General features: G+C 43.5%; 20 protein-coding genes. 10 read left to right on the top strand and 10 right to left on the bottom strand.

The window, feature by feature from the left end:
* Positions 1–653 precede the first annotated feature (653 nt).
* Complete coding sequence (locus NI468_RS14630) at positions 654–947, bottom strand: hypothetical protein (protein WP_004647152.1); 294 nt, start codon at positions 945–947, stop codon at positions 654–656.
* A gap of 529 nt (positions 948–1,476) precedes the next feature.
* Positions 1,477–2,691, bottom strand: coding sequence for a tyrosine--tRNA ligase (tyrS, locus tag NI468_RS14625; protein WP_253102460.1), 1,215 nt, complete (start codon positions 2,689–2,691; stop codon positions 1,477–1,479).
* 80 nt (positions 2,692–2,771) lie between these two features.
* Here tyrS and NI468_RS14620 point away from each other — a divergent pair, with 80 nt between their 5' ends.
* The gene (locus NI468_RS14620; protein ID WP_253102459.1) at positions 2,772–3,899 is read left to right on the top strand and encodes an anhydro-N-acetylmuramic acid kinase; all 1,128 of its coding nucleotides are present in this window, start codon (positions 2,772–2,774) and stop codon (positions 3,897–3,899) included.
* A gap of 113 nt (positions 3,900–4,012) precedes the next feature.
* Here the strand turns inward: NI468_RS14620 and NI468_RS14615 are convergent, their stop codons facing one another.
* From NI468_RS14615 to NI468_RS14600, 4 genes are all read right to left on the bottom strand, one after another.
* Positions 4,013–5,305, bottom strand: a complete 1,293-nt coding sequence (locus NI468_RS14615) for a lytic murein transglycosylase (RefSeq protein WP_044112805.1) — start codon at positions 5,303–5,305, stop codon at positions 4,013–4,015.
* Positions 5,306–6,018: 713 nt separating this feature from the next.
* Positions 6,019–7,140: a 5-(carboxyamino)imidazole ribonucleotide synthase gene (locus NI468_RS14610; protein WP_253102457.1), complete on the bottom strand. Its 1,122-nt coding sequence runs from the start codon at positions 7,138–7,140 to the stop codon at positions 6,019–6,021.
* 15 nt (positions 7,141–7,155) lie between these two features.
* Complete coding sequence (purE, locus tag NI468_RS14605) at positions 7,156–7,668, bottom strand: 5-(carboxyamino)imidazole ribonucleotide mutase (RefSeq protein WP_004647147.1); 513 nt, start codon at positions 7,666–7,668, stop codon at positions 7,156–7,158.
* A gap of 197 nt (positions 7,669–7,865) precedes the next feature.
* The gene (locus NI468_RS14600; RefSeq protein WP_004647146.1) at positions 7,866–8,207 is read right to left on the bottom strand and encodes a DMT family protein; all 342 of its coding nucleotides are present in this window, start codon (positions 8,205–8,207) and stop codon (positions 7,866–7,868) included.
* A 4-nt stretch (positions 8,208–8,211) separates the two neighbouring features.
* On the opposite strand from NI468_RS14600, the gene NI468_RS14595 reads away from it, so the two are divergent.
* The 3 genes from NI468_RS14595 to NI468_RS14585 all read left to right on the top strand — a co-directional run bounded on the left by NI468_RS14595 (position 8,212) and on the right by NI468_RS14585 (position 11,255).
* Entirely contained in the window at positions 8,212–8,388 is a 177-nt protein-coding gene (locus NI468_RS14595; protein ID WP_016806943.1) for a hypothetical protein, read from the top strand.
* A gap of 61 nt (positions 8,389–8,449) precedes the next feature.
* Positions 8,450–9,814, top strand: a complete 1,365-nt coding sequence (gene mpl, locus NI468_RS14590) for a UDP-N-acetylmuramate:L-alanyl-gamma-D-glutamyl-meso-diaminopimelate ligase (protein ID WP_005264469.1) — start codon at positions 8,450–8,452, stop codon at positions 9,812–9,814.
* A 358-nt stretch (positions 9,815–10,172) separates the two neighbouring features.
* Positions 10,173–11,255 (top strand): zinc-dependent alcohol dehydrogenase family protein, encoded by a 1,083-nt coding sequence (locus NI468_RS14585; RefSeq protein WP_180087480.1) that lies wholly within the window; start codon positions 10,173–10,175, stop codon positions 11,253–11,255.
* Positions 11,256–11,317: 62 nt separating this feature from the next.
* On the opposite strand, the gene NI468_RS14580 is transcribed toward NI468_RS14585, so the two are convergent.
* Positions 11,318–11,791 (bottom strand): BLUF domain-containing protein, encoded by a 474-nt coding sequence (locus NI468_RS14580; RefSeq protein ID WP_253102455.1) that lies wholly within the window; start codon positions 11,789–11,791, stop codon positions 11,318–11,320.
* A gap of 196 nt (positions 11,792–11,987) precedes the next feature.
* Between NI468_RS14580 and NI468_RS14575 the strand changes: the two genes are divergently transcribed.
* The gene (locus NI468_RS14575; protein WP_253102453.1) at positions 11,988–12,335 is read left to right on the top strand and encodes a hypothetical protein; all 348 of its coding nucleotides are present in this window, start codon (positions 11,988–11,990) and stop codon (positions 12,333–12,335) included.
* Here the strand turns inward: NI468_RS14575 and NI468_RS14570 are convergent.
* Positions 12,328–12,618: a GNAT family N-acetyltransferase gene (locus tag NI468_RS14570; protein ID WP_253102451.1), complete on the bottom strand. Its 291-nt coding sequence runs from the start codon at positions 12,616–12,618 to the stop codon at positions 12,328–12,330. The genes NI468_RS14575 and NI468_RS14570 overlap by 8 nt on opposite strands.
* Positions 12,619–12,649: 31 nt before the next feature.
* Positions 12,650–12,928 carry a GNAT family N-acetyltransferase gene (locus NI468_RS14565; RefSeq protein ID WP_005094867.1) on the bottom strand — a complete coding sequence of 93 codons (279 nt, stop codon included), beginning with the start codon at positions 12,926–12,928 and terminating at the stop codon, positions 12,650–12,652.
* A 155-nt stretch (positions 12,929–13,083) separates the two neighbouring features.
* Here NI468_RS14565 and NI468_RS14560 point away from each other — a divergent pair, with 155 nt between their 5' ends.
* Positions 13,084–14,277 (top strand): sugar transporter, encoded by a 1,194-nt coding sequence (locus NI468_RS14560; RefSeq protein ID WP_253102449.1) that lies wholly within the window; start codon positions 13,084–13,086, stop codon positions 14,275–14,277.
* 331 nt (positions 14,278–14,608) lie between these two features.
* The gene (locus tag NI468_RS14555; RefSeq protein ID WP_004647138.1) at positions 14,609–15,574 is read left to right on the top strand and encodes a TerC family protein; all 966 of its coding nucleotides are present in this window, start codon (positions 14,609–14,611) and stop codon (positions 15,572–15,574) included.
* A gap of 40 nt (positions 15,575–15,614) precedes the next feature.
* Here NI468_RS14555 and NI468_RS14550 read toward each other — a convergent pair whose 3' ends face one another.
* Complete coding sequence (locus NI468_RS14550) at positions 15,615–16,187, bottom strand: nucleotidyltransferase family protein (protein WP_219307869.1); 573 nt, start codon at positions 16,185–16,187, stop codon at positions 15,615–15,617.
* Between the two features lie 98 nt (positions 16,188–16,285).
* Between NI468_RS14550 and guaD the strand changes: the two genes are divergently transcribed.
* From guaD to NI468_RS14535, 3 genes are all read left to right on the top strand, one after another.
* Positions 16,286–17,614 carry a guanine deaminase gene (gene guaD / locus NI468_RS14545; RefSeq protein WP_253102447.1) on the top strand — a complete coding sequence of 443 codons (1,329 nt, stop codon included), beginning with the start codon at positions 16,286–16,288 and terminating at the stop codon, positions 17,612–17,614.
* Positions 17,615–17,838: 224 nt separating this feature from the next.
* Positions 17,839–18,366 carry a hypoxanthine phosphoribosyltransferase gene (hpt, locus tag NI468_RS14540; RefSeq protein WP_004647133.1) on the top strand — a complete coding sequence of 176 codons (528 nt, stop codon included), beginning with the start codon at positions 17,839–17,841 and terminating at the stop codon, positions 18,364–18,366.
* A gap of 172 nt (positions 18,367–18,538) precedes the next feature.
* Entirely contained in the window at positions 18,539–18,796 is a 258-nt protein-coding gene (locus NI468_RS14535; protein WP_004281926.1) for a GlsB/YeaQ/YmgE family stress response membrane protein, read from the top strand.
* Positions 18,797–18,941: the final 145 nt, after the last annotated feature.

Below are 18,941 nucleotides of genomic sequence, written 5' to 3'. Positions count from 1 at the left end.
TTTCTACCATCAATCAATGAAAATAATTTCGATCAATCAATCAGTAAAAATCCACACAAGTTGTTCTTCATAATCTCTTAATGATCTTTCTAACACCTCGTCAGTGCCAGAAGCTGGACTTCGATAAACTCAACAACTCCGCCATTCTGCTTCATTCATTTCCGTCTATCTCGTCGGTATGGGTGCATTCTAGAGGATTTCAGAATCATTGCAACCCCCAATTCACTATATTTTTCACGTATGTCTTTTTTTTCTACAAAAATTGCTAAAAAATCGCTTTTTTATCTAATTTTTAAGCGTTTTTATTTAATAAATGCACTAAACACGTCATTTTATTTTTATAACTGAAAATTCATTTAGACCTAAAAGCTATCACAATAATCGTTAAAATAGTATTTTTAGCCTTTTAACATTGAAATCTTGTCTTTTATTTAAATTAGCACGTCAAAAGAAAACCAAAATTAATCTATCTCACTCAGTAAGCCGATCTAAATCCTAGACTCCTTAATTTGTGAGTTATTTTTTACGTAAAAAGCTTTTATAAAAGCCTATTCTTGGGCTGCTATATAAAAGAAGTATTCATTTTTAGTTTTCGAATCCCAAAACCATGCGTAGATCACTTATATATAGAAGATAAAGTCTGTTATTTTGCATTAAGCGACTTTTTCCTGCTGTTGCTGTCCACGCCAATGTTGCATGACCTCTACAATCATGTCTTTCTTACCCTGATAATCCTCGGCAATAAAGAATAATTTCGCGCGTCGCGGTAACTGCTCTTCAATCAGGGAAAATAGAAAGTAATGCGCGGCCAGATCAAGCTGCATAAATAAAGTATAGACAGATCCATAGAGTTGCTGCTTTTGTTCGACTGGCTGGTATTCAAATAAGAACCGTAATATGCAATCGATTTGTTCATCAAAAATATTTTCTGTTGGAAAGCGATACATTCAATCACCTCTGCTTTAATTTTTTATGTTTTTCTCTTTTTTCACAGTCAATTGAAATGAACTCATTCTTAGAGGTCATTCACCTAAGCCCAATTTGCTAGTTAATTTTAAGTTTAGTTGCTCAACGACAAGAGTAGGCATGCAGATTTATATCTTGATTACGCAATCAGAATAAATAAAAAAGGAAGAGATCTCTCCCAAAATCTCCTCCTTACAATTGAATCTTTACCCGATCCATTATGTCATTATTATAGTTATTCGCTTTAAAGCTTTTAAAAAGAGCCTCTTGGAAAAGAGACTTCTCAGTTGTGGAGTACTATTATTTTTACTACCCTCTAGATGCTCTAAACGAATTCTCTAGATGAATAAATCCTATACATAATAGAGATGAAAAGCAAGTGATTTGGGAAAAATTAACTCTTGTTTTCATAGGGTTTTTTTTGACTTTACTTATTTGATTTTTAAATATAGAACATCAACAAAAAAAGCAGACCGAAGCCTGCTTTTATTTCAATAACTTATCCGTTTTTTAGTCAACAAAAGTGACTTTAGCGATTGCTTTTTTACTGGCCTGAACAATCAAAGTTACGTTCTCTTTCACAGAATAGGTCGTATCTACAGTCTGCCAATCCACTTTCACTGCACCACGGCCTAATGCATCCTTAGCCTGGGCTGCATTTTTGGTTAAGCCGGCTTCACGTAAAATCGAGGTAATAAAGATTTCCCCACCAAACTCGCCACGTGAAATAGTTACTTCTGGCGTACCTTCGGGTAATTCACCTTCAGTAATGATATTGCCCGCGCCTTTATGCGCATTGGCAGCCGCCTCTGCACCATGGAAACGCTCAACCAGCTCCAGTGCAAGAATCTTTTTGACTTCTTGCGGGTTACGGCCTTCTGCCACTTCTTTTAATAGTTGCTGAATTTCTTCAATGGTTTTGAAGCTCAGCAGATCAAAATAACGCTCAATCAATGCATCCGGCATTGAGAGCACTTTCTGGTACATCGCGCCCGGTGCATCAAATACACCAATATAGTTACCTAAAGATTTAGACATCTTGTTGACGCCATCTAAACCTTCAAGGATTGGCACTGTGATACAGACTTGAGCTTCTTGGTTATAGCGACCTTGTAAGGTACGACCCATCAACAAGTTAAAGGTTTGGTCTGTACCACCCAATTCAACATCTGCTTCCAGCGCAACAGAGTCATAGGCTTGTACCAATGGGTACAAAAATTCATGAATCGCAATTGGCTGCTGGTTGTTATAACGCTTGGTGAAGTCATCACGTTCAAGCATACGCGCAACCGTCTGCTGTGATGCCAATTGAATTAAATCAGCCGCAGTTTTTTGTGCAAACCATTCCGAGTTAAACACGACTTTGGTTTTGTTTGGATCAAGAATTTTAAATACTTGTTCTTGATATGTTTTAGCGTTCTCTAAAACCTGTTCACGTGACAATGGCGGACGTGTTGCGCTCTTACCAGTTGGATCACCGATCATCGCAGTATAGTCACCAATCAGGAACAACACTTCATGACCCAAATCCTGGAATACTTTTAACTTATTAATGAGAACCGTGTGGCCCAAGTGCAAATCAGGCGCAGTCGGGTCAAAACCCGCTTTAATTTTTAATGGACGATTCAATTTTAATTTCTTGAGAAGATCTTCTTCAGAAATAATTTCGTGGGTGCCTCGTTGAATGAGGGCAAGTTGTTCTTCAGCCGGCAGGAAATTTGACATCACAAAATCCAATACATCAGTTACTCAATTTGTGCGATATACTAACACTTTTTCAGCATATTGCAGGCTTAAGAATAACCATGACAGCGATCTATATTGGGGTAATGACCGGCACGAGCATGGATGGTGTCGATATTGTTGCTGCTTCTTTTGATCCACTCCAGCTTCATGCCACACTCACTTTGGCATTTGATCCTGACCTTCGGGATGAGCTGATGGCACTGACCTTGCCAGATGACAATGAAATTGACCGCCTGGGCAAGGCTGATGTTGCACTGGCACAAATGATTGGTCATGGTATTAATGCGCTGATTGAAAAAAATAACCTGGATAAATCCAGAATTAAGGCGATTGGCTCGCATGGCCAGACCATCCGGCATCGTCCTGAACATGGCTTCACCCTGCAAATTGGTGACCCGAACATCATTACTGAAATTACCCAGATTCCGGTGATTTCAGATTTCCGTCGTCGTGATCTGGCGGCAGGTGGTCAGGGAGCACCTTTAGTTCCAGCATTTCATCAGGATATTTTCCAGCATGACAGCATTCACCGGGTAATTTTAAATCTGGGTGGCATTGCCAATGTCAGCCTGCTGCCTGCCGGGAAGCCTGAAGAGGTTTATGGTTTTGATACCGGACCGGCCAATATCTTGATGGATGCTTGGTGTTCCCGTTATACCGGTCAGCCTTTTGATGAAAATGGCAACTGGGCCGCCTATGGCACCCCGATTCGCAGTTTGCTTGATCGCTTGCAGTCACACGAATTCTTCTCCAAAGAACCTCCGAAAAGTACTGGTCGTGAAGATTTCAATCTGGAATGGCTAGATGAACAGATTGCCGACTGGCGCAATGACCTACAATATGATGAACTGGAAGACACTCCGGAAAATGTACAGGCGACTTTATTAAAGCTCACCACCCGAGCCATTAAAAAAGCAATTTACCGCTCTGGCATGGATACCGGACAGGTTTTTGTTTGCGGGGGCGGTGCCTATAACTCACATTTACTCGAGCAACTGCGCTGGCGCCTACGCAAGCATGAATGGAGCGTACAAACTACGGCCGATCTTGGTTTAAGCCCGACTTGGGTTGAAGCCACAGCCTTTGCCTGGCTGGCCATGCGTTTTATGAATCAGCTGAATGGTAACCTGCCAGCAGTCACTGGTGCTGCTGGATATCGCATCCTCGGTACCATTACTGCTATTTAAATTCAGCTAATTACTATTAGCTTGCATGACTATATAGCTACTCAAAAACAGTCATCGAAAAAGGTCTGCATAAATGCAGACCTTTTTTGATTTTAAATTTTATGCTCAAGAATTTATTGCATCATGCGTTTGGCATTTTCATTTCTAAAGGCCCGCAGAATCTGCTGACCAGCACGACCTGTTGGACTCAATCCCAAACGCTGCTGTTCCTGACGAATCGCTTGACGGGTTTTATCTCCAATCAGACCATCCACCGCACCAATATCATAGCCACGGTTTAACAGAAATTGCTGGATCTCACGACGTTCTGCACGCGAAGTTCCCGGATCATCAGTAGGCCATGTGGCCATAAATGAACCTTTACCTTGCAGGCGATCGGATAAATGTGCAATCGCCAAGGCATAACTTTCTGCCGCGTTATAGCTATAAATGGCATCAAAATTTTTAAATACCAAAAATACTGGGCCACTCGGGCCTGCAGGTGCAAGTAATCCTGCTTGAGAGGATTGTGATAAATTTCCTTGAACTAATGCCGAACCATCGGCACGTACCACCCCTTGATTGTTCCAACTACTCAAGGATTTTTTATTTCTTCGACCTTCACCGGAAACCGACATGCCTTGAGGGATCTTGACTTCAAAACCCCAAGGCTGTCCGCTCTGCCAGCCACGCTTGCTTAAAAAGTTGGCAGTTGATGCGAGTGCATCCGGAATGCTCGAAACTAGATCACGTCGGCCATCACCATCAAAATCAACTGCAAGCTCATCATAAGTCGATGGCATAAACTGGGTATGACCAAATGCGCCTGCCCAGGAACCCTTTAATTGTTCTTCACGCACATCGCCACGCTGTAACAGTTTCATAGTGGTAAAAAACTCACCACGGAAATAACTCTGGCGACGACCTTCACAGCTCAAAGTTCCTAAAGCCTGTAATAAAGGATATTTCCCCGAAATATCACCAAAATTACTTTCGACACCCCATACCGCAACTACCGTTTCTGCAGGTATACCATAGGTGGCAGCAACACGATTGAGCACCTCACGATGTTGCTGTAATTTTTGCCGGCCGAGCTGAACCCGTTCTTCATCCACCAAACCAGACAGATAATCCCAAATTGGGGTAGAAAATTCAGGCTGGTAATTCAGGCGTTCAATCACTGAATAATCAGGGCTTAAGTTTTGGGTATAACGATCATAGGTACTGCCGCTTACACCTCTAGCAACAGCTTGACTGCGCAAATTGGCGAGACAGTTTTGAAAATTATTTTGGGAGGCATAATTCGGGATATTTGAACTAGAGGTCAAATCAGTCGGCGTGACACGTTGACCATTAATAATAAGTTCAGCCTGTGCCTGTGAAGCAGCCAAGACCACAGAACCAATAAAAAGTGCAAGCCGTTGCATAAGACCCTTGAGTATTTAGATTTTGAATTATGTTTCTACCTTAGCAGCTCATGATGAAAATTAAAGCGCCAATGCGTAAATTTAAATCCATAATTCCTACACTTTTAAATTCATTTTGTAATCTTTAAATTTAAACATGAGTTATCCACAAGCCTGATTTAAATTCAAATCAGCGGGATTTTTAAATTCAAATTCAAAACACTTGCAATCAGTTTTAAATTTAAAAATTACTGGGGATAACTTGTTTCAGGAAAAGCGACTCTCGATCATCAACATGCTCTAATTACACTAGTTTTTCTTTTAAATTCATTTAAATAATGGGCTAATATTTTTAAATTCAAAACTTTGAATTTATTTATCCAGTTTTAAATTTGAATTCATATTTTTTTGAATTTAAAAGCGCAAGTTTAAATTCAAAGTCCGATTTAAATTCGAATTTGTTTTTATGAATTTAAATTCAAAACCACTTTCCAGTTTTAAATTCAAACTTTGATTTTAGGCTTATCCACAAATGAATATGACAAAATTCAGCGGTAAATAAGATTTTATTGAATTGGTATATTTATACTCAATTGATCAGTTTGTAAGCAATTGATTTAAAAACTGATCCGACCAATGGTAGGCATTTTTAAAGAGGCGCAATCATGCCTGAAAGCAGACAAATAAAAAAGCGATCACCGAAGTGATCGCTTTTTTTATCAGCAAGTTAAAGCCTAGATGGTCATATCTTCGCTCAATGCCAATGGATTCGGTAAAATTTTCGCCAGTTGGCGGCAAAGCACAGACAATTGCGCGCTGTCATTTGGCATCAAGGTGATGTGACCAATCTTACGGCCTTCGCGCTCTGACTTGTTGTAGAGATGCAAATGCGCACCTTCCAGAGCCAGAACATCTGCAGATTTTGGATGCTGACCAATGATGTTCACCAAGACAGTTGGACGGATCACTTCAGTTGAACCTAAAGGCAAACCAGCCACCGCACGTACATGATTCTCAAATTGCGAACATACGGCGCCTTCAATCGACCAGTGCCCCGAGTTGTGCACGCGTGGTGCCATCTCGTTGGCATATAAGCCTTTGTCTGTCACAAACAGCTCAAGGGTTAGGACACCGACATAGTTCAAGTGATTCAGCAGACGAGTGATGTAATCTTGCGCCACAGGTTGCAAATCTGCGCTGTTCGGTGCAGGCACAATCGAGTGCGACAGAATGCCGTCATGATGATGATTTTCCGCCAATGGCCAGGTTTTTACATCACCATCTTGGCCGCGTACTGCAATGATTGAAACTTCACGCGAGAAAGCCACAAAACTTTCAGCAATCAGTTCACCTGCAGGACCCAATTCTGCCCAAGCCTGATCAATCTGATCGGCCGAACGTAAAACGAATTGTCCTTTGCCATCATAACCGCCACGCGAGGTTTTCAGTACGATCGGCAAGCCCAGTTCCGCTACGGCCGCCTGTAAGCTTTCCAGTGAAGTGACCGCTTTGTAAGGTGCAACCGGAATTGCCAGTTCATCAAACAAGGCTTTTTCAGACAGACGATGCTGGGCAATCGCTAAAGCCTGACGTGATGGATGCAATTGCTTGCTTTGTGTCAGTACATCGACATCTGCAAGGGGCGTGTTTTCAAATTCTAGGCTAAATACATCTGCACTGTTAATAAAGTCTTGCAGACCATTTTCAGCTTGGCTCGAAATCACCGGACCCAAAGCAGCAGAAGGGCAGTCTGTGCTGGCTTCAAAAAATGTACATTGAATATTTAATGGAAGTGCCGCTTGCGCCATCATACGACCCAGCTGACCGCCACCAAAAATACCGATGGTTTTATCCATAATCTGTGTCTCGACTTAAGCCTGGCCTGGAATATTGTTGCTTGCCACTTTATCTGTTTGCGCTGCACGGAAATCTGCAACATTTTTTGCGATTTCTGGACGGGTCAAACCCAGAATTTGCGCGGCCATAATGGCAGCATTGGTGGCACCGGCAGGACCAATCGCCAAGGTACCGACTGCAATACCTGCTGGCATTTGCACAATAGACAGCAATGAATCAACACCGTTTAAAATCGAAGATTTCACCGGTACACCCAAAACTGGAAGATCAGTTTTCGCCGCACACATCCCCGGTAAATGCGCTGCGCCACCTGCACCGGCAATAATTACCTGAATACCACGATCACGCGCTTGCTCGGCATATTCAAACAGGCGGTCTGGGGTACGGTGTGCAGAAACAACTTCGGCTTCAAATGGGACACCAAGCTGCTTGAGCATATTGGCAGTGTGTTCGAGAGTTGCCCAATCTGATTGAGAACCCATGATAATACCTACGAGAGGAGTATCTTGTGCAGCAGCCGCATTCATTGCAAATTTTCCAGAGATTAAAGTGAGAAAAGATAAATCTCGACGAGAGAGCCAAGCTTGAATAGGAGTGCGTATTATAGACTGAAAATTCAGCTTCATAAAATTTAACGGTCAAAGCAAGGCTCGATTTTTCTTGTTTTTTATCGAATTTTCAAAAACTGGAATAAAAATAGGGGAGTAGCCGCAGTTACAACTATTTAGGAACTGCGGAATACAAAATAGACACATCCACACAGACATAAAGCAGCCCAGAGATAATCCAGTTTAAAAGGCTGCTTAAACATGAAAATCATAAAAGGAACAAAGACCAGTAAGGTCACGACTTCCTGGGTGATTTTCATTTGGCCGACTGCGAGTCCTTGCTGCGCCAGCAATTTGGTCGCCGGAATCATCAGGCTATATTCAAACAGGGCAATGGCCCAGCTAAATAGAATCGCTTGCCAGAGCGGTGCATCATGCGGCAAAAACTTTAAATGCCCATACCAGGCCAGGGTCATAAAACAGTTGGCAATTACCAGAAGAAATAAAGCCGGCAGCATTTGCATGCACTCTGCAAAAAAGTCGAACTTATTTTACGGTTTATTTGGCGAAAAGATATTGCATCGCTTTGAAATTTTCTTTGAATTTATCCGTGAAACAGGATTTAAAAAATCCCACAACAAGGCCAGAATTTTCACTATCTTTTCAGCTAAAGCCTTGCTATCGTTGCTTGCAAATTGAATAAATCATGACAACAGCACCAATATAAAGTGATGGGTCAGACAGGAACGGAGTAAAGTAGATGCATCTGCATATTTTGGGTATTTGTGGCACCTTTATGGGCTCGTTAGCGCTACTTGCACGCGATCTGGGCCACCAGGTAACAGGTTCAGACCTGAATGTGTATCCACCCATGTCGACCCAACTTGAAAATGCGGGCATCACTTTAATGCAGGGTTATGACCGCAGTCATTTACAGCCTCATCCGGATCTGGTGATCGTCGGCAATGCCATGAAGCGTGGTATTGATGCAGTCGAATATATGCTGAATGCAGGTCTGCCTTATATTTCAGGTCCGCAGTTCCTGGCTGATCATGTTCTGCAAGGTAAACACGTGCTGGGTGTCGCCGGAACACATGGTAAAACCACGACCACCACGATGCTGGCTTGGGTACTGGATCAAGCCGGTCTGGAGCCAGGTTTTCTGATTGGCGGTGTGCCATTGGGCTTTTCGGAAAGTGCGCGTCTCGGTGGTGGGAAATATTTCTGTGTCGAAGCCGATGAATACGATTCTGCTTTCTTCGACAAGCGTTCCAAGTTCGTGCATTACCATCCAAAAACCGCAATTTTAAATAACCTGGAATTTGACCATGCCGATATCTTCGATGATCTAGCCGCAATTCAAAAGCAGTTCCATCATCTAGTTCGTACCATTCCAAGTGAAGGCCGGATTATCGCGCCGATTACTGAAAGCAATATTGATGAAGTGCTGGAGCAGGGCTGCTGGACACCTGTAGTGCGCACCAGTCTGGATGCCAATGAAAAAGCTGAGCTGTATGCAGAACAATTGTCAGCAGATGGTTCACATTTCAAAGTGCTGCAACAGGGCGTGGTCAAAGGCGAAGTACAATGGAATATGACTGGACAGCATTCGGTGGCCAATGCCTTGGCCACGATTGCTGCCGCTGAACATGTCGGCGTATCGATTGAAACTGCCTGTGAAGCACTATCGAATTTTGGTGGGGTGAAACGCCGTATGGAACTGTTAGGCACAGTCCGTGGTATCGAGGTTTATGATGATTTCGCCCATCATCCGACGGCGATTGATACGACCTTAGAAGGTGCGCGCAAACGTCTAGGGGAACGCAAACTCTGGGCAATTATTGAACCACGTTCCAATACCATGCGCATGGGCAGTCATAAAGATGGCTTGGCTCATTCAGCACGTCTGGCCGATGAAGTGATCTGGTATCAACCGGAAGGACTGGACTGGGATCTGCAACCGGTCATTGAGGCTGCGCCAAACAAGGCCAAAGTTGCACGCACACTGGATGACATCATTCAGACCGTGGTAGCAGAGGCAGGCGAGGGCGATGCCGTAGTAATTATGTCGAATGGTGGTTTTGGTGGTTTGCATCAGAAGCTGATTACTGTTTTACAAGCATAAAACAGATTTAAGTGAAGTGAAGAAGCCCGCCTAGCGGGCTTTTTTTAGCATATTAAAACGTTGATTGAGAAAAAGTGAACCGTTGTTCTGATCCTGCAATCCTATGATTTAAATATTGACCCAAATAGCAGATTTATCTCTGAACCCTCCCTGATGATCTTTTGTTGCAATCTGTACACAAGACTCATTGCAGCGCCATATCACTCAAGGCACAATCGAGAAGAACACAGGTATCTATAGGCCTGAAAGCCAGATCATAAATCAGCCCATCGCTGTCACTATATAAAAGCAATCGAGGCGTTCATTATTCTCGCTGAGTCAGGTCATTCTCATTCCTCATTCCATTAGGAGATGTGTCATGACAACGATGAAAGCGATGGTCTATTACGGCGCAAATGATATCCGCTTTGAAGACCGCCCAGTTCCCACCATTTTGCATCCCAGCGATGCCATCATTAAACTGGAAAAAGTTACCATCTGCGGTACCGACTTGGGTATCTGGAAAGGTAAAAACCCGGAAATTGAGCAGGAGGCTACGCGTAAAGAGGGCAGCTTTAAGGGACGTATTTTAGGTCACGAAGGTATTGGCATTGTGGAAGAAGTTGGTTCCGCCGTGCAAAACTTTAAAAAGGGCGACCGGGTGATTATTTCCTGTGTCAGCCGCTGCGGAACCTGTGAAAACTGCCAGAAACAGCTCTATGCCCATTGTCGCAATGAAGGCGGCTGGATCATGGGTTATATGATTGACGGCACCCATGCCGAATATGTACGTACGCCCTTTGCCGATACCTCACTCTATCATTTACCCGAAGGCCTGAACCAAGATGTGGCCGTATTCCTTTCAGATATCCTGCCAACTTCACATGAAATTGGCGTGCAATATGGCGATGTCAAACCGGGCGACAATGTGGCGATTGTCGGAGCAGGACCAATCGGCATGAGCTGTCTGCTCACCGCACAGTTCTATTCACCTGCCAATATTATTATGGTGGATATGGATGATAACCGGCTGGAATTTGCCAAGACTGTCGGCGCAACACATACCATCAACTCTGCTAAAGAAGATGCCATTCAAAAGATCCTAGAGATTACCGATGGACGCGGGGTCGACTGTGCCATTGAAGCAGTAGGGGTAGAACCCACCTGGAATATTTGCCAGCATGTCGTGAAAGAGGGCGGGCATATTGCCAACGTCGGCGTGCATGGTAAACCGGTGAGTTTTGAACTGAACAAACTCTGGATTAAAAACCTGACCATCACCACCGGTCTGGTGAATGCCAATACCACAGGCATGCTGCTGAAAACCTGCTGTTCCGGAAAATTGCCCCTAGAAAAACTGGCGACCCATCATTTTAAATTTGCCGATTTTGAAAAAGCCTATGATGTGTTTAAACATGCCTCCGATGAAAAGGCCTTAAAAGTCATGATTGACATGAGCTAATCCACATCAGACAAAAAAGTCCGCTATGCGGACTTTTTTATTTTCAGCATTTACCCCTCAGATCAGAAATAGGGGACATAACCACGCTGCTTGTAGCCTTTTGGCGATGCCAGACTGGCCTGATTTTCTTCCAGGCGATAAAGCACTTTGAGGAATTCGGCAATTCCTGACTGCTGCAAGGCGTGTGGATCAAATTGCTTCAAACCTAAACGTGAAAATAAAGAAGAAATTTCACTGTGTTTATGCACATATTTCATTGACCATTCCGAGAAATGAGACTGCTCTACCATCGCATCTGCAAAACGCAAGATATTGTGATGGCGGGCATCCTGAGAAATGCTCTGAAATAAACTTTCCACTACTTCAGCCTGACCTTCAAGGCACTGGAAAAACTTGCCATGGGAATAATACAATACCCCATGAATCTGATGCTGAAGATTGAACTTCCGAGCAGTGGCCAAAATATCGCTTAAATCTTGTAACAACTCTTGTTCAGATTCTATGCGTTCACTGGCATAGCAAAGCTGTAGCATCATGCCATCTCACTAGAGGGAAGAATTAAAAACACAATTTAATCAATAATTTTAAATTAAGTCGACTATTTTTTAAGCAAATATCCGTTTTTGCTTACACGGTTTTCAGTTTGCATTTCTGGATTAAACTTTTAACAATAGTGCCTAAATTATTAAACGAATATTTTCATACACCTACCGTAAGCATGAGGATCACCTGATGTTAAAAGATCTGATCTTAACCCTTGCCTTGTTATGTGTGTGTTTTATCCTGATGATCACTTTAAATAACTGGCAATTCAGCGCTCAAACCAATCTGCTGATCAGTTCAATTTTTATTAGCTGGACGATCTTGAAATTTGTTGGGCATCGAATTTATTTTCATGCCAGTTACCTGCTGATCATGGCAATTTTAGTGATGCTGCAACAGTTTGAAGAAATTTTCTGGGTGATGACCGGAGTGATGGCAGGTTTCGGTTTATATACCCTGTTACAGGTTATATTGATTCCTGCCTTGAAAGAAAAACTGCATTTATCTTTCGGGAAATCCCCTTGGGTAGTTAAATAGCCGTTGCTGCGACATCTGCCAGACTACGGTCACGTTTAAACATGACATCCACATAGGAACATTGCGGAATAATGGTTAAACTTTTTTCACGGGCAAAATCGACCAGTACATCTAGCATTTTCCGGGCAATACCCTGGCCACGCAGGGAATCATCGACCCAGGTATGATCGGCAATGATGACGGCATCGTCCCGCCATTGATAAGTGATCTCGGCCAGGCGGCGTCCTTGATCTTCCATAAAAAATACACCGCCGCGTTTTGAATCTTGATATTTGATTTCCATACGAATCTAAACCTTTGTTGTCATTTTAAAATTATAAAACATCATTAAAGCGAGGCTCTCGCTCGAACACGGATTTGGCAAAAGGGCATTTTGGAATAATCCTGATGCCGTGTTCACGGGCAAAATTCACAGCGGCCTCGACCAGATAATACCCGACGTGCTGTCCGCGTAGGCTGTCATCGACCCAGGTGTGTTCAATCACTAATTGATCTTCATTTACTCTTGAATAACTCATTTCTGCCAGACGTTTTTCATTTGGCTCTACAAACCATAAACCTCCAGTGTCCTGTTGCTGATGCTCGATCAACATGCCGATCCTCTCCTTGTTTTTAAGCCAGACTGACATATTTTTCCCTGCTCTATTGTTAGATTTCTTTTAAAGGATTGTGAATCTGTCCTTCTGACCAATACCGCATTCTGCTCAACAGGTTTAAACTGCGAGCCGGTTCTTTTTATCAGATATGTATGTCCAGCTTTTCTTCCACCTCCTCGGTGACGCGTCAATGGGTCTGTGTGATTGCTTTAGCCTCTGCTGCCTTTATTTTCAATACCACCGAATTTATCCCGGTGGCGCTATTAAGTGATATTGGTACCAGTTTTGCCATGTCACCGACTCAGGTCGGGTGGATGCTGACAATTTATGCCTGGGTTGTGGCGCTGTTGTCTTTGCCAATGATGTTACTGACCAAGAATATTGAACGGCGCTTTCTGCTGATGGTTTTATTTGCGGTGTTTATTTTCAGTCATGTGCTGTCCTATTTTGCCTGGAGCTTTAGCATTCTGGTGCTGAGCCGAATTGGTATTGCCGTGGCACATGCACTGTTCTGGTCAATTACGGCATCGCTTGCTGTGCGGGTTGCGCCAAAGGGCAAAGAATTTCAGGCATTGGGCTTATTGGCTACCGGTACCGCCATGGCGATGGTCCTGGGAATTCCCTTTGGCCGGATGGTCGGGGAGGCCTATGGCTGGCGCAATAGTTTTGCCTTGATTGGGATTGTGGCGAGCGTGGTGTGCGTATTGCTGGCCAAAACCTTGCCTTTATTGCCAAGTGTCAATTCAGGTTCACTCAGCAGTTTAAAAAACTTGCTAAAACGTCCCAGCCTGATGCTGGTCTTTGCGCTTACCGTGCTTGTGATTAGTGCGCAATTTACCGCCTATAGTTATATTGAACCCTTTGCGCTGAATATTGCGCAATTCAGCTCTGCGCAAACCACCAGCTTATTGCTAATTTATGGCGCTGCGGGTCTGATCGGCTCTTACGTATTTGGCCGCTTTGCACCGCATTTTCCCCGACTCACCATTCCGCTATTTACACTCGGGCTAGGGATCTCGCTACTGTTATTGCTGCCACTGTCTCAGGGTGTATCTCAGCTTAATAGCCTGGCGTTAATCTGGGGCATCAGCATTATTGGGTTTAGTCTGGCTCTACAAGCCAAGACCTTAAATCTGGCTTCTGATGCGACTGATGTCGCCATGGCAATTTTTTCAGGTCTGTACAATGTCGGGATTGGTGGCGGTGCCTTACTCGGCGGTCTGGTAACGGCACATATCGGATTACATAGTATTGGCTGGGTAGGAGCAATCCTGGCCAGCTTGGGTTTTCTGATCAGCTTATACCTGATTCAGCGTCCGGATTTCTTAGGTAAGAAAGCGCCTTGAAGCATGATTTTTGTAAATGAAATTGTAGTCTTAGCAAAAATCTGTCATGCTTGCTGCACATTGAGCTACCGCTCAAATAAAATTTAGTTTGAACAAGGGGAGTAGCCTCCTCCAAGCGTTTAAGAATGAAATTTCAATTTTTAAACGTGTCAGAATATCGTCATTACACTTTGCAAAAAGTCGGTATCTGAGCATCTTGAAGTCACACTTTATATAAAAAAGTGGAACAGTAAGATGTAGGCAAGACCTTGATCATGTTGTTATAGATGTTTTTCATCTGGCAACTGGTCAAGGTTTTTTTATGGCTAGTTGTCCGATGTGGAGAATTCACATGGAAACCATTGGTACGCTCTGGCTGTATCTTGTCTTTTTCGCGATTGTCGCAGTCATGCTGGTAATCGATTTTGTCGGCTTTAAGCATCAGCATGGTCAGGAAGTTAAAGTCCGTACCGCTGCATACTGGAGTATTGCCTGGGTCAGTGTCGCGACTTTATTTGGTGGCGGCTTATGGCTGTACCTGGAACAGACCGCAGGCACGGCAATTGCCAATGCCAAGGTCATGGAATACTTTGCCGGTTATCTGCTGGAAAAATCCCTGGCGATTGATAACGTCTTTGTCTGGCTGATGATCTTCGCGGCCTTCGCCATTCCACCCGCACTGCAACGCAAGCTGCTGTTATATGGCGTACTGGGTGCGATTGTGCTCAGAACTATCTTTATTTTTATTGGTGCGTGGTTCGTGCAGGAATTCTCCTGGATTCTATATATCTTCGGTGCGTTCCTGGTGTATACCGGCTTCAAATTCCTGCGTGGTCAGCATGAAGAAGACAGCAATATTGAAGATATGGCGATTCTAAAATGGCTGCGTAAACATATGCGTATTACCCCGCAACTTCAGGGCGACAAATTCTTTGTCCGTCAAAATGGTTTGCTCTGGGCAACGCCGTTGTTCCTGGTCCTGATCCTGGTTGAAGCCTCTGATGTCATCTTTGCCGTCGATTCTATTCCGGCTATTTTTGCCGTCACCACCGATCCCTTCATTGTCCTCACTGCAAACCTGATGGCGATTTTAGGCCTGCGCGCAATGTTCTTCCTGCTCTCGGGCGCAGCCTCAAAAATGCATTATCTGCCTTATGGCCTCGGGATCATTCTGGTCTTTATCGGCTTTAAGATGCTGATGCTAGATGTGTTCCATATGCCGATCTGGATTTCTTTGAGCTTTATTGTGATTGTCCTGACTGTGACCGCGATCTTGTCGATTCGTCATAGCAAGAAATATAACGAAACCACCCTGTAAAAAGTAATCATCAAAAAAGCCTGCATCAGCAGGCTTTTTTTTATTGTTCTATCAGGGATAATTTGGGCCATTTTTGCAAAAACTGTTTGCTCAGCATGCGTTGTTCGAACACGGCATAACTGACTAAATTCGGATTCCAACGCAGCTTTAACTCAAATAAATCTGCTAAACCGAAAGGAGCGATCAATTCCAATTCATCATCTTTCAGGCGCAGTGCCAAGGCCGTGACAGTTTCTGGCCATAATGACAGCGCATGACTAATTGAAGTTAAAGGCTCAATACTTTCATTTTGATCGGTACGATACCACTCATGTACAAAGGCTTGATTGGTCACATCCCAACAGATATCTGGAAAATAGTCTTTTAACTGATCTGCAAGTTGCTGTTCTATAGCGCGAGCCTGCTTATTTTCGTCATAGAAAATTACATCGACCTCAGTATGATTCATTTCATATTCCCAGTCATGTAAATGCGCCCAGATCACATGACGTAACACACCCGCTGCGACATAAGCTTCAGAGTGCAATTGTGCTAACTGATGCAAGATGCGCATTAAGGTCGGCTGCGCACGCACGATCTGTTGAAATTGATCATGATCATTGGATGAGGTCATAGAAGAATCGGGATCACTATTTAAATATGAATGTTCATACAAACATGGCAATTTTTTCAGCTACAATCAATCGAAAAAATTAAAAGCGTAGGTTTAAAATGTCTTCTGTAATTGCAACGACAGCGATCCGTGGTCGCTTCCTCGACATTCAGAATACAGTTGCCCAAGCACGTGATATACACGACCAAGTGCGATATGTAGAAGATGGTATAGTCATCATTCACGAAGGTAAAATCCAGTGGTTTGGTCCTTGGCAAGAAGGGCAGTCACGACTTCCTACCAACGCTGAATTACAGCACTATCCAGATCAACTGATTGTTCCCGGTTTTATCGACACCCATATTCATTTCCCGCAAACGGAAATGGTCGGGGCTTATGGTGAACAGCTGCTGGAATGGTTAAATACCTATACATTCCCCACTGAAATCCAGTTCCAAGATGCATCCTATAGCGAAAAAATTGCCGAATTTTTCGTGCAGGAATTGCTTAAAAATGGCACCACCACTGCACTGGTCTTTTGTACCGTTCATCCTGAATCCGTAGATGCTTTATTTAATGCCGCAACCACACGCAATATGCGTCTGATTGCGGGTAAAGTCCTGATGGACCGTCATGCACCGGAAGCGCTGACAGATACAGCAGAAACGGCTTATATTGACTCTAAAACGCTGATTAAAAAATGGCACGGACAGGGGCGGAACCTGTATGCGATTACTCCACGCTTTGCACCAACCTCAACACCTAAACAACTACAAAAAGCCGGACAGCTCAAAGCCGAATATCCGGATGTCTATGTACATACCCATTTAAGTGAAAATAAAAATGAAATTGCTTGGGTAAAAGAACTCTTTCCTGAACGTGAAGGTTATCTGGATGTTTATCATCATTATGGTTTAACCGGCAGCAAATCCGTTTTCGCGCATTGCGTGCATCTGGAAGATGAAGAGTGGGATTGTATGCATCAGACCGACTCAGCCATTGCCTTTTGTCCGACCTCAAATCTATTCCTGGGCAGTGGCTTATTTCCCCTGAAAAAGACCTGGGACAAAGGGGTCAAAGTCGGCTTAGGTACAGACATTGGGGCAGGGACATCATTTAATCAGCTGCAAACCCTGAATGAAGCCTATAAGGTGCAGCAGTTGCAGGGCGAAAAACTCTCTGCCTTTGAGGCCTTGTATCATGCCACTTTAGGCGGTGCCAAAGCTCTAAGCCTGGATGATCGCCTAGGGAATTTTAATATTGGCAAAGAAGCCGACTTTGTGGTGCTGGATCTTAAGGCCACTGCCTTACAGCAGTTACGCCAGAGCAGAGCTAAAAATATTGAAGATGCATTTTTTGCACTGACCATGCTTGGCGATGACCGTAATATTGCAGCCACCTATGTCTATGGAGCAGCCGTCTATGTCAAAGCAGCAGCCAGTGAATAAACCGAAAAAATCCCGCCATCGCCAATACTTACTCCTGTCTGCAATGGCACTGGGCTGTGTTTTTTTATTGAAACGCGATTCAACAGCGGCTAAAAAATGATTACATTTACAGCCAGCAAAACAGGTGCATCTCTGCTAGGGATGTATTAAAATTGCGATGTATTCAGGTGTTGCAGGTCAACACCTTTTTTATTTTGCTATTTTTACTTTTTAGGTATCTACCCATGACCGTTCAAATGAGCGTAATGATTTCCGCTGAAGAAATTCAAGCTAAAGTCAAAGAGCTTGGTGCTCAAATCAATGCACACTATGCCAATAGTGACAAAGAACTTGTGCTCATCGGTTTATTACGTGGTTCAGTGATTTTTATGGCTGATTTATGTCGTGTGATTTCAAAACCGCATGAACTGGATTTCATGACTGTGTCCAGTTATGGAGGTGGCACGGTATCGTCACGTGATGTAAAAATCCTGAAAGATTTAGACGGTGAAATCCGTGGTAAAGATGTGTTGGTGGTTGAAGATATTATTGACTCAGGCAACACCTTAAGCAAGGTACTCGAAATCCTGCAAACCCGTGAACCCAATTCGATTCAACTGTGTACTTTGGTAAGTAAACCATCGCGTCGTGAAATCGATTTGAAGGTCGAATTTATGGGTTTTGAGGTTGAAGATAAATTTATCGTGGGTTATGGCCTGGACTATGACCAGAAGTACCGTCACCTGCCATTTATTGGTGAAATCGGTCTTTAAAATCAGGCTGAAAAAAGTGGCATAGGCCACTTTTTTTATGCCTAAAATAGACAGAAAACCGGGAACAAAAAATAACATCTCGTTTCAGGATTCAACTTTTTATGATCCTAACTTTGTTTCAAGATGATTAAACAGATGTGAAAACAAAGACATGATAAGAAGGAGTATGCATATGTGGACAATTATTGTGGCGATCGTCATTGGTTTTGTAGCAGGTCTGATTGCACGTGCCATTCACCCGGGTAATGACAAGGCAGGCTTTATCATGACCACCTTGCTGGGTATTGCTGGCTCCTTATTGGCGACTTTTGGTGGCCGTATGCTCGGTCTATATTCGGCAGATTCCGCAGCAGGGCTGATTGCTTCCGTGATTGGTGCTGTGATTATTCTGTTTATTTATAATATGGTAACCAAACGCCGTACAGTCTAAACCATTCAGATGTTTCTGAGGTTGATTTGACGACCTGAATAAAAAGCACCGGAAAAGTCATTGCTGTCCCACAATTTTTCACAAGAGGAAGCTCATTTGAGCTTCCTCTTGTTTTATGGGTATTTTATCGGGTGAAAATAAAGCT

It is taken from the genome of Acinetobacter lwoffii (assembly GCF_024129355.1).
In the GTDB taxonomy this organism is placed as follows: domain Bacteria; phylum Pseudomonadota; class Gammaproteobacteria; order Pseudomonadales; family Moraxellaceae; genus Acinetobacter; species Acinetobacter lwoffii_I.
Note: the sequence above shows the minus strand (reverse complement) of the source record. Positions and strands in the feature narration are given on the sequence as shown.